Origin of the sequence: Terriglobus sp. 2YAB30_2, from assembly GCF_052114765.1 — a bacterium.
Lineage (GTDB): Bacteria > Acidobacteriota > Terriglobia > Terriglobales > Acidobacteriaceae > Terriglobus.
On sequence record NZ_JBFRFJ010000006.1, the window covers coordinates 263,948 to 273,710 of the forward strand.

Genomic DNA, 9,763 nt, shown 5'->3' on the forward strand with positions numbered 1-9,763 from the left:
GCAAACCTCTCCGGATCAGAGGCATCCCACGGTGATACATGGCGCCGGTGAAATTATTTGCCGGCGGAGATGCAGAAGTGGCTGGCAGGGGAGTAGGATTTTCGCGATTTCTCCTGCTTGTCGCCGGCGGTGGAGAATCGCACAGCAGCCGGCGGACCCTGCACCGGCCACAACGTCTCTAAACACACGGAGGATACCCATGGCAATGAGCGATGCTGAAAAACAGAGCCGCATGAACGACACATTGCGCGAAGTCATCCAAACTCTGATCGACGGACAGGAGGGCTTCCAGACGCTTGGTGAACACCTGAAGGATGACATGCTACGGCGTTACTTTCTGGCGGAAAGTCTTAAGCGGGCGCGCTTCCGGGCTGACCTCGAAAACGAATTGCATCGTGCCGGCTTCCACGATGTGAAAGAGAGTGGAACGATTGCAGGTACGATGCGCCGGTCCTGGGGCGATCTGAAGGCCAAACTCGGCGGCGGTGATTACAGCCTGCTGGCCACAGCCGAGCAAGGCGAAGATAGCACCAAGAAGGTCTATTCCAAGGCTGTCGAGGAGGCACTGCCGCTGCCAGTGCATAAGATGCTGAGCGAGCAGTATGCACATATCCAGACAGCCCATGATTACGTCCGCAATGCACGTGATCGGCGTAAAGCGGCTTAGAAGATGCGGTTAAACATCAAACGGCCTATAGGGCCGTTTGGTGTTTAACAACGAAAGCGTGTGTTTGGCCAAAGGAACAGGTTGCATCGACCAGTTCGGCTTGAGCTCATGACCCTGGCCACTATCTACAAATATTTTGTATCGATCTTCTTTTTATTCCTCGTTGCGAGACGGAAATACGGTCGCGCGTAGCGCGATACCCACCCTTCGCGATAAAAAACCGCGAAGAATGGGGCAACGAGTGTTGTGGCTCATGGAATTTGTCGATGCACCCAGGAAACTTAGGCTCAGAAATTAGAGTCAGAGATCTTCTTTCGTAGCCGACTCGGGGGCGAGGCCGTGCTTTTCCATGCGGTAGATAAGGGTGCGGCGGCTGATATCGAGATAGCGGGCAGCCTGGGTCTGGTTGCCGTTGAACTTCTCCAGCGCGCGGCGAATGAGGTCTCGCTCGAGAGCTTCAAGGCTGATGCCCTGCTCTGGAAGGTCGAGCCAAAAGGGAGCGGGGCGCGGGGGAGCAGTAAGCTCCGGCGGAAGGTCTTCTGTGGAGATGACCTCAGAGGTCGAAAGCACCACCAGGCGCTCCATCACATTTTCAAGCTGACGGACATTCCCTGGCCAGTGATAGGCGATGAGATGCTGCAGCACCGTGGGTGAGAGACGCAGATGCTCGAAGGCGTGCCGTTTGCGAGCGCGTTCAAAGAGCACCTCAATCAGTTCCGGTAGATCTTCCCTCCGCTCACGTAACGGCGGAATGCGCAGCGGAACCACGGCAAGACGATAGTAGAGATCTTCACGAAAGGCTCCATCCTCGACCATTGCAGAGAGATCGCGGTGGGTGGCTGCAATAACACGAACATCTACCTTGATGGGATCGGTGGCGCCGAGCTTGGCAAGCTCGCCTTCCTGCAGGACTCGCAGCAGTTTCACCTGAGCTTCGAGTGGAAGCTCTCCGACTTCATCGAGAAAGAGCGTGCCGCCGTTGGTGGACTCGATCCGTCCTTCCTTGTTGGCGACAGCTCCGGTAAACGCGCCTTTGGTGTAGCCGAAGAGTTCGCTTTCGACGAGATCGCGCGGGATAGCGCCGCAGTTGATCGCGGCGAATGGGCGTTTGCCACGGCGGCTGTTGTGATGGATGGCGCGAGCGACGAGCTCCTTGCCGGTGCCGGTCTCTCCCTGGATGAGTACGGTTGCGTCACGCTGAGCGACCCGTGCAGCCTGATCGAGGACACGGAGAAGCCCTTTGGAGTGACCTACGATGGCTTCGAAGCCATAGCGCTGATCGAGGGCGGAACGGAGAGTCTGAACCTCTTCGATGAGGCTTTGACGTTCCATCGCACGATGAACAACAAGGACAAGCGCGTCAAAGTCCAGAGGCTTGGTGACATAGTCATAGGCGCCCAGCTTCATCGCCTCGACCGCGGTTTCGACTGTACCGAAAGCGGTAACAACGATGACCGTCGTGCGAAGACCTGCCTGAGTAATACGCGAGAGCAGCTCCAGCCCTGTTGTAGGCATACGCAGATCGGTAATGACAAGCTGCGGTTCGGACTCGCGGAGCATGCGCCATGCTTCTTCGCCATCGGAGGCGACGGAGACCTGGTAGCCCGCTTCCTCAAGCTGCAGCTTCATGACACGTCGGAGACTGACGTCGTCATCGACAACAAGAACGCGATTGCTCACGCCACCTCCACGGGCCGTTTTAGCGGCGCAGATGCGATGGGAAGCTCAACACGGAAGATAGCGCCGTGGCCGATGTTCGGGACGCAGGTAAGCGTTCCACCGTGCTGGCCGGCAATATTGGCCGCAATTGCAAGCCCGAGCCCTGTGCCATTTTCGCGCGTCGTGAAGAAGGGCTCGAAGATGCGTGCGCGGACTTCGGGACTGATGCCTTTCCCATGATCGCGCACCTCAATGCAGAGGTTGCCGCCGTGCACAAAGCTGCTGAGAGTAACGGCTCCTTCCCCCTCGGTAGCCTGGATAGCGTTCAGAACAAGATTCAGCAGGAGCTGCTTGATCTGCTCCGGATCGCATTCGACCGGCGACAGTACCGAGTCATGCAGGACCTCCAGAGTTACGTTCTGACGGCTGGCTGCGTGTTGAGCGAGGGCGGCGACAGAGGAGACCATCTCGGCGGGCTCCATCCATTGCATGCGTGGAAGCCGGGGCCGGGCAAAGTCGAGGAAGTTCGTGAGGAGCTTATTGAGGCGCTGGGACTCCTTGGTAAGGATCTCCAGGCACTCGGCGCGAGCCTCAGCGGATGCTTGTCCGCGCGCGAGGATACCGGCGGCGCCGCTAATGCTGGCCAGAGGATTGCGGATCTCATGGGCGAGGCTGGCGGAGAGCTGACCCGCGGCGCTGAGACGCTCCGATTTACGGAGCTGGTCAATGTTCTGACGCAGCTCGGTGTAGACATGTTCCAGCTCACGCTTAGTTGTTTCGACGCGACGGCGCTGCGTGCGCTCCCGATCTGCAAGCAGACCGGCAATGATGCCGGCAGCACCGAACGTGCTGAGCTCGACGACCTGATCCTGCGCATCAAGCGGGGCGCGGAACCAGTGACGGTAGATCAAAGGAAGGAACAGAAGAGCGGCAAAAAGGACAGTCCGTGTCGCGCCCCGCCAGCCAAAGAGGAGCCCGGCGAGCATAAAAGGCAGGATGTTGAGATGGTGCAGGATATTGTGCAACACCACATAGCGCGGTGGAACAGCCCAGGTAAAGATGGCCAGCAACACCACAAGGGTACCAACAAGCACCGCCTTGGCCTGCGACGAGCGCAGCGCAGATGGAAGCTGGACCATAGTGTCATTGTCCCACGCAGGCGGCGATGGCATGGGCCAGCGAAGCTGAGAGACAGCGGGCATCGTGAGTTGCATTGCAATTGGGGAGCCAATGTGGAGGAGCCAAAATAGCGCTCGCTGAATCTTTGGGTTTGAAGAGTATGAACTTGTTACACAATGACTAACGGATCGAACTCCGCTCGATACTCCCACATAAGCTTCGGGTATGTGGGGCACCCGGTGTATGGGCTGCCCGAGGTGCCGGATAGCGGACAGCGGTGTACCAAATGGGACATCGTGAAAGCCCAAATCCCTATGAAACTTGGGGATTTCTATTTGGCTAGCGAATTGCCATAGAAGCAATGTGACGCTAGGAAAGTTGCTCCTCCTCCCACTGTTGCCGGCGGCTTTGCTGGCAGCCCAGACGCCTGTGGATGCGCCGATGCCGGCAGAGCCTGCGCCGCAGCAGACGGCAGCGGCTCCTGCGTCCAGCGAACTGCGGCTGACACTCGATGACGCTCTGGCAATGGCTGGACGCAACAGCCCACGCTTGCAGGAGGCGCTGGCGGGAACACAGCGCGGCCAGGCAGCGGTACAGACGGCACGCGGCTACACGAACCCGAATATCGAGGTCTTTCAAGGCCGCCAGTATGCGCGACCGATCAAGACACCCGGGACTCCAGGCCTGCTGCAGCACTATGCGGGCTACCAAACCATCGAGATTCCATCGGAGCGCAGTGCCCGCCGAAAAGCAGCAGAGTCCATGGCCGCAAGCGCTCGAGCGGCGGAGCGCGGTGTGGGGCTGAATGTAATGGCCGATGCGCAGCGGGCGTTCTACGACGCACTGAAGCGGCAAGAGGAGATCAATCATGCTCGCGAGAATCTGGCGCTGGTGGAGGACCTTCGCCGCCGCGTCGAGGTGGAAGTCAATGTCGGCGAGAAAGGCAAGCTGGAGCTGACCCGGGCTGAAGCGGAACTGGCTCGCGCGCGGTTTGCGGTGAACAGTGCGCAGATCGAATACTCTTCGGCGATCGCAATCCTGCGCGCTGCCATCGCTGCGCCGGCCGATGCGAACCTGATTCCCGTCGGTTCAACCACAGCGCACATGACGCTACCGGCTTTGGATACGCTGCGCGACCAGGTGCTGACCGCGCACCCGGCGGTAGCGCAGTCTGAAGCAGAACTGAATGCGAGCCGATCGACGCTGGACCGCGAGAAAGCTCTCCGCATTCCGCAGCCGACCGCCTTTGCCGAGTTTGAGAACCAGCCCGATCTGCGCTACTGGCGCGCCGGCATCACCATTCCTATTCCGCTGTGGGACAGGCGGCGTGGACAGATTGCAGACGCAAAGGCAGCCATCTCACAGGCAAACGCGACACTGGACCAGCGGCGTCTGGAGCTGGTGAGCGCGCTGGAGCGGGCGTATGAACAGTATCAACTGGCCGACCAGCAGGTGACTTCGCTGGAGGCCGGATCACTGCGGGCGGCGGAGAGTGCGGTAGAGGCGGCGAAGTCCGCATACCGGTTCGGCGAGCGCGGCATTGTTGAGGTTCTGGACGCGCAACGCGTTTTGCAAAGCGTGCGTGGCGATTTGCTGGATGCGCAGTACGCGCGCCAGTCTGCATTGATCGATCTGGAAGAACTGGGCGCACTGACGCCGGGAGCGAGGCCGTGATGACACGATGGTTGGAGCATTTTTCCTGTTGCTGGGTATCCCTGGAGCAGCGTGCAGCGGCGCTTTCATTGAGGAAAACGCCCATAGATGCAAAGGCCCTGCACTACACCTACATGAAAAAGGCTCTAGCGGCCGCGGCGATGGCCGCGGTGTTGCTGGGGACAGGTTGCAAGTCGAAGCTGAAGGAAGAGAAGGCGGTTGCAGGCGCCAGCAATCCAAACATAGTTGCGGTGACGCCGGTGCTGGCCGAGAGCCTGAAGTTTGGAACACCGCAGATGGCCGATGTAACCGGAACACTGCAGGTAGCCGCGCGTGTCGAGACAGATGCGCAACGCATTGCCCGCGTCGGATCTCCGGTTGCCGGACGCATTCTGAATCTGCTGGTCTTTGAAGGCCAGTACGTTCGCGCGGGGGCCGTCCTGGCCACGCTGCACAGCACCAATCTTTCTGACACGCAGTTTGCATTGATCAAAGCAGTGTCACAGCGGGAGCTTGCCGCAGCAGCTGAAAAGCGCGCGGAACAACTAGTGGCCGCAGATGTGATTGGCCGAGCGGAACTGGAACGGAGACGCGCCGAACGGCTGCAGGCCACCACTGAGGAAGCAAGCTATCGCACGCAACTGCTCGGCCTGGGCATGACCGAGGCGCAGATACGGCAGCTGGAAACATCGCGCAAACTGAGTGCTGACTATCCGATCGTTGCGCCGAAAAGCGGCACAGTTTTGAAGCGCGAGATCACCATCGGACAAGTGGTACAGCCGGCGGACCCTGCATTCACCATCGCCGATCTGTCGAATGTATGGATCACAGCGGATGTCCCTGAGCAGGAGGCCGGAATCCTGAAGCCCGGGATGGACGTTGAAGTGCGCGTACCCGCACTGAAGGATATGCAGCTCAATGGACGGCTCTCATTCGTTTCTCCCATTGTCGATCCGGCCACTCGCACCATAGAGGTGCGTATGGATCTCCCGAATCCCGATGGCCGTCTGAAGCCGGATGAGCTTGCCAGTATGACCTTTACCGGCCGCAGCGATCGTAAGCTCACGATCCCGAATGCGGCAGTGGTGCGTGAAGACAACAAAGACAACATCTTCGTACAGATTGGGCCGCAGCGATACATTCTGCGTGAGGTAACACTGGGCGAAGAAGAGAACGACAGGCGCGTCGTGCTTGGCGGTGTCACGCTGGCGGAACGGATTGTGACCGAGGGAGCCTTTCACCTGAACAATCAGCGCAAGCAGGCTGCGATCAAAGGAGAGAAGTAAGCATGCTGCAGTCCATCATCGCGGCTGCTCTGCGGCAGCGCCTGATCCTCGTGGTGGTTGCGTGCGTGCTTATGGGCTTCGGCCTGAACGCGGCGCAGAAGCTCTCAGTCGACGCCTTTCCGGATGTAGCGAACGTACAGGTGCAGATTGCAACCGAAGCCGCGGGCAAGAGCCCGGAAGAGGTGGAGCGTTTCGTCACCATTCCGATTGAGATCGCCATGACCGGCCTGCCGGGCATGACGGATATGCGGTCACTGAATAAGCCGGGACTGTCTCTCATCACGCTGGTCTTCACGGACGAGAGCGACCTCTACCGCGAACGGCAGATGGTCTCTGAGAGACTGGCGGAGCTGCGCGACCACATGCCGGAAGGTGTCACGCCGGTGCTGGGGCCGATCACCAATGCGCTGGGCGAGGTGTACCAGTACACGCTGGAGCTTCCGGGCGAGGCTGAGCAGCATCACGTGCTGACGCGGGATGAATTGATCGAGCGGCGCACGCTGCAAGACTGGGTAGTTCGTCCCCTGCTGCGCGGTGTTTCAGGTGTTGCCGAGATCAACTCTACCGGTGGCTACGTCAAGCAGTACGAGACGCTGGTCGATCCGCAGAAGCTGCATTACTACAACCTGACGATCAACGATGTACGGGCGGCGCTGGCTCGCAATAACGCCAACGCCGGTGGAGGCGTGCTGCCGCAGCATGCAGAGCAGTACCTGATCCGCAGTGTGGGTTTGGTACGCGATGTAGCCGATATCGAGAACATCGTTCTGAAGGAGAACAAAAACACACCGGTCTACGTGCGCGATGTAGCGACGGTTCGCATCGGAACCGAGGTCCGCTACGGCGCGATGATGAAGAACGGATACACCGAAGCCGTAGGCGGCGTCGTGCTGATGACCAGCGGAGGCAACGCCAAGGAGATCGTAAGCCGCGTGAAGGAGCGTGTGGCGGAGATCAACGGCAAGCACATGATTCCCGGCGGCCTGCAACTGGTGCCCTACTATGACCGGTCGGAGCTGGTGGATGCAGCAATCCATACGGTAACCGAGGTGCTGGGCGAAGGCATTGTCTTCGTTGTCGTGATCCTCTTCTTGTTTCTGGGCGATCTACGGTCGAGCCTGATCGTCAGCGCGAACCTGATCCTGACACCGCTGCTGACCTTCCTGGTGATGAACAATATCCATCTCTCGGCGAACCTGATGTCGCTGGGCGGTCTGGCGATTGCCATCGGCCTGATGGTGGATGGATCGGTCGTCGTGGTGGAGAACGTCTTCGCCCGTCTGAGCCACAACCACGACCATGTGCACAGCGAGGAAAAACCTTCGAAGCTGCGCATCGTTCTAGATGCCACACAGGAGGTCGCAACTCCTACGCTCTTCGGGGTAACCATCATCATCCTGGTCTTTCTCCCCCTGATGACGCTGGAGGGAATGGAAGGCAAGATGTTTGCTCCACTGGCATATACCATTGCCATCGCGTTGGGTATCTCGCTGGTATTGAGTTTGACGCTGTCGCCGATTTTATCGTCGTATCTGCTGAAGGGTGGCTCAGAGGAAGACACCTGGCTGGTGCGATGGCTGCGCAAGCCATATACGAGCATTCTGAACTGGACACTGGGGCACCGCAAAGTACTGGTCGCCGGCGTTGTGCTCGCCTTCTTCGGATCGCTGTCGCTCGTTCCTCTCCTGGGGACCTCATTCATCCCGGAGATGCAGGAAGGCACACTGTCTCCCAATGCTGACCGCGTGCCGAATATCTCGCTGGAGGAGTCGCTGCGCATGGAAGGAAAGATGCAGCAGCTCATCATGAGCGTGAAGGGCGTGGAGAACGTGGTCTCGCGTGTAGGACGCGGTGAGTCACCTGCCGACCCGGCAGGGCCGAACGAGGCCGATGTGCTCGCATCGCTGACGCCGTTTGATGAGCGTCCGCGTGGCATGACACAGGACAAGATAGCAGAGGAGATTCGCGAGAACCTGGCAAAGCTTCCAGGCATCAACCTGGTGATGTCACAGCCGATCAGTGATCGCGTGGATGAGATGGTCTCGGGTGTGCGCGCGGATGTTGCGGTGATGCTTTACGGCGATGATCTTGACCTGCTGGTGGAAAAGGCAAACCAGATTGCAAAAGTAGCCACGGGCATCCAGGGGACGCAGGATACCCGCGTAGATCGCGTTGGCGGCCAGCAGTACCTGACCATCAGCATCGATCGTGGAGCGATTGCGCGGTATGGTCTGAATGCTGCCGATGTGAATGACGTGATCGAGACAGCGATTGCAGGTAAGTCAGCGACGGAAGTCTACGAGGGTGAGCGCCGTTTTGCCAGTGTTGTGCGCCTGCCTGCGAGTCTGCGCGATTCGGTGGACGACATTCGGCAGTTACAGGTTAGCTCGCCGGATGGACCGCGTGTCCCCCTCAAAGACCTGGCCAGCGTAAACGTCGTTGAGGGCCCCGCGCTCATCAACCGCAATATGGGCAAGCGCCGTATCGTGGTTGGCGTGAATGTGCAGGACCGTGATCTCGGCGGATATGTCGCCGAACTGCAGCAGAAGGTGAATCAACAGGTGCAGTTGCCCGCAGGCTACTACATCGAGTGGGGCGGGCAGTTCCACAATATGGAGCGGGCGCTGCATCACCTGATGATCATCGTGCCGATCACGATTGCGGCGATCTTCTTCCTGCTGTTCATTCTGTTCAAATCAGTTCGCTTTGCCGCGCTGATCATTACGGTGCTTCCGCTGGCCTCGATCGGAGGCATTCTGGGACTATTTATCTCCGGCGAGTATCTCTCAGTGCCGGCATCAGTCGGCTTTATCGCACTGTGGGGTATCGCGGTATTGAATGGCGTAGTGCTGGTGAGCTACATCCGCAAGCTACGCCAGGAAGGTCTGTCACAGGAGGATGCCATACGACAGGGGACGCGTCTGCGCTTCCGTCCGGTGATGATGACAGCGACAGTCGCGGCGCTGGGCCTGGTTCCTTTCCTGTTTGCTACGGGACCGGGATCTGAGATTCAACGGCCGCTTGCGATTGTCGTGATTGGAGGTCTGGTGAGTTCGACGGCGTTGACCTTGATTCTCTTACCCGTGGTGTATGCAGCGTTTGAGGGGAAGAATGCGCAGGTGGCGTTGGAGGAGACACCTGAGGTGTAGTTGTTGGTTGAATGGTTGAATAGTTGAATGGGAAAAGCGGTTCGAGCGTAGCTCGAATCTCCCACTCACGCTTCGCGTGAATGGGGCACCTGTAGGAGGTCAAGAGGTTGTTGACATCTGGAGCCTGCTGATGGGCGGGCGTAGGTTGAGGCTAGCATGAGGTCTTTGTTGGTTGTAGAAGTCTGTCCAAGGGGCGAGTTGGGTGTCTCTTTGTTCTGAGTTTTCCCAGT

7 protein-coding genes are annotated in these 9,763 nt (G+C 58.9%); 4 read left to right on the plus strand and 3 right to left on the minus strand.

What is annotated here, in order from left to right; translation table 11 throughout:
- Positions 1-205: 205 nt before the first annotated feature.
- On the plus strand, positions 206-667 hold the full coding sequence (locus tag AB4Y89_RS11970; protein WP_442301158.1) for a PA2169 family four-helix-bundle protein: 462 nt from the start codon (positions 206-208) through the stop codon (positions 665-667).
- A 300-nt stretch (positions 668-967) separates the two neighbouring features.
- Here AB4Y89_RS11970 and AB4Y89_RS11975 read toward each other — a convergent pair whose 3' ends face one another.
- A complete protein-coding gene (locus AB4Y89_RS11975; RefSeq protein ID WP_442301159.1) occupies positions 968-2,347 on the minus strand; it encodes a sigma-54-dependent transcriptional regulator in 1,380 nt (459 codons plus the stop codon).
- Entirely contained in the window at positions 2,344-3,528 is a 1,185-nt protein-coding gene (locus tag AB4Y89_RS11980; RefSeq protein WP_442301160.1) for a two-component system sensor histidine kinase NtrB, read from the minus strand. The genes AB4Y89_RS11975 and AB4Y89_RS11980 overlap by 4 nt, the downstream gene beginning before the upstream one ends.
- Before the next feature lie 295 nt (positions 3,529-3,823).
- Between AB4Y89_RS11980 and AB4Y89_RS11985 the strand changes: the two genes are divergently transcribed.
- The 3 genes from AB4Y89_RS11985 to AB4Y89_RS11995 all read left to right on the plus strand — a co-directional run bounded on the left by AB4Y89_RS11985 (position 3,824) and on the right by AB4Y89_RS11995 (position 9,533).
- Positions 3,824-5,119 (plus strand): TolC family protein, encoded by a 1,296-nt coding sequence (locus AB4Y89_RS11985; protein WP_442301161.1) that lies wholly within the window; start codon positions 3,824-3,826, stop codon positions 5,117-5,119.
- A 113-nt stretch (positions 5,120-5,232) separates the two neighbouring features.
- Positions 5,233-6,384, plus strand: coding sequence for an efflux RND transporter periplasmic adaptor subunit (locus AB4Y89_RS11990; protein ID WP_442301162.1), 1,152 nt, complete (start codon positions 5,233-5,235; stop codon positions 6,382-6,384).
- Between the two features lie 2 nt (positions 6,385-6,386).
- The gene (locus AB4Y89_RS11995) at positions 6,387-9,533 is read left to right on the plus strand and encodes an efflux RND transporter permease subunit (RefSeq protein WP_442301163.1); all 3,147 of its coding nucleotides are present in this window, start codon (positions 6,387-6,389) and stop codon (positions 9,531-9,533) included.
- Between the two features lie 99 nt (positions 9,534-9,632).
- On the opposite strand, the gene AB4Y89_RS12000 is transcribed toward AB4Y89_RS11995, so the two are convergent.
- A partial coding sequence (locus AB4Y89_RS12000; RefSeq protein ID WP_442301167.1) for an integrase core domain-containing protein occupies positions 9,633-9,763 on the minus strand: 131 nt, incomplete at its 5' end.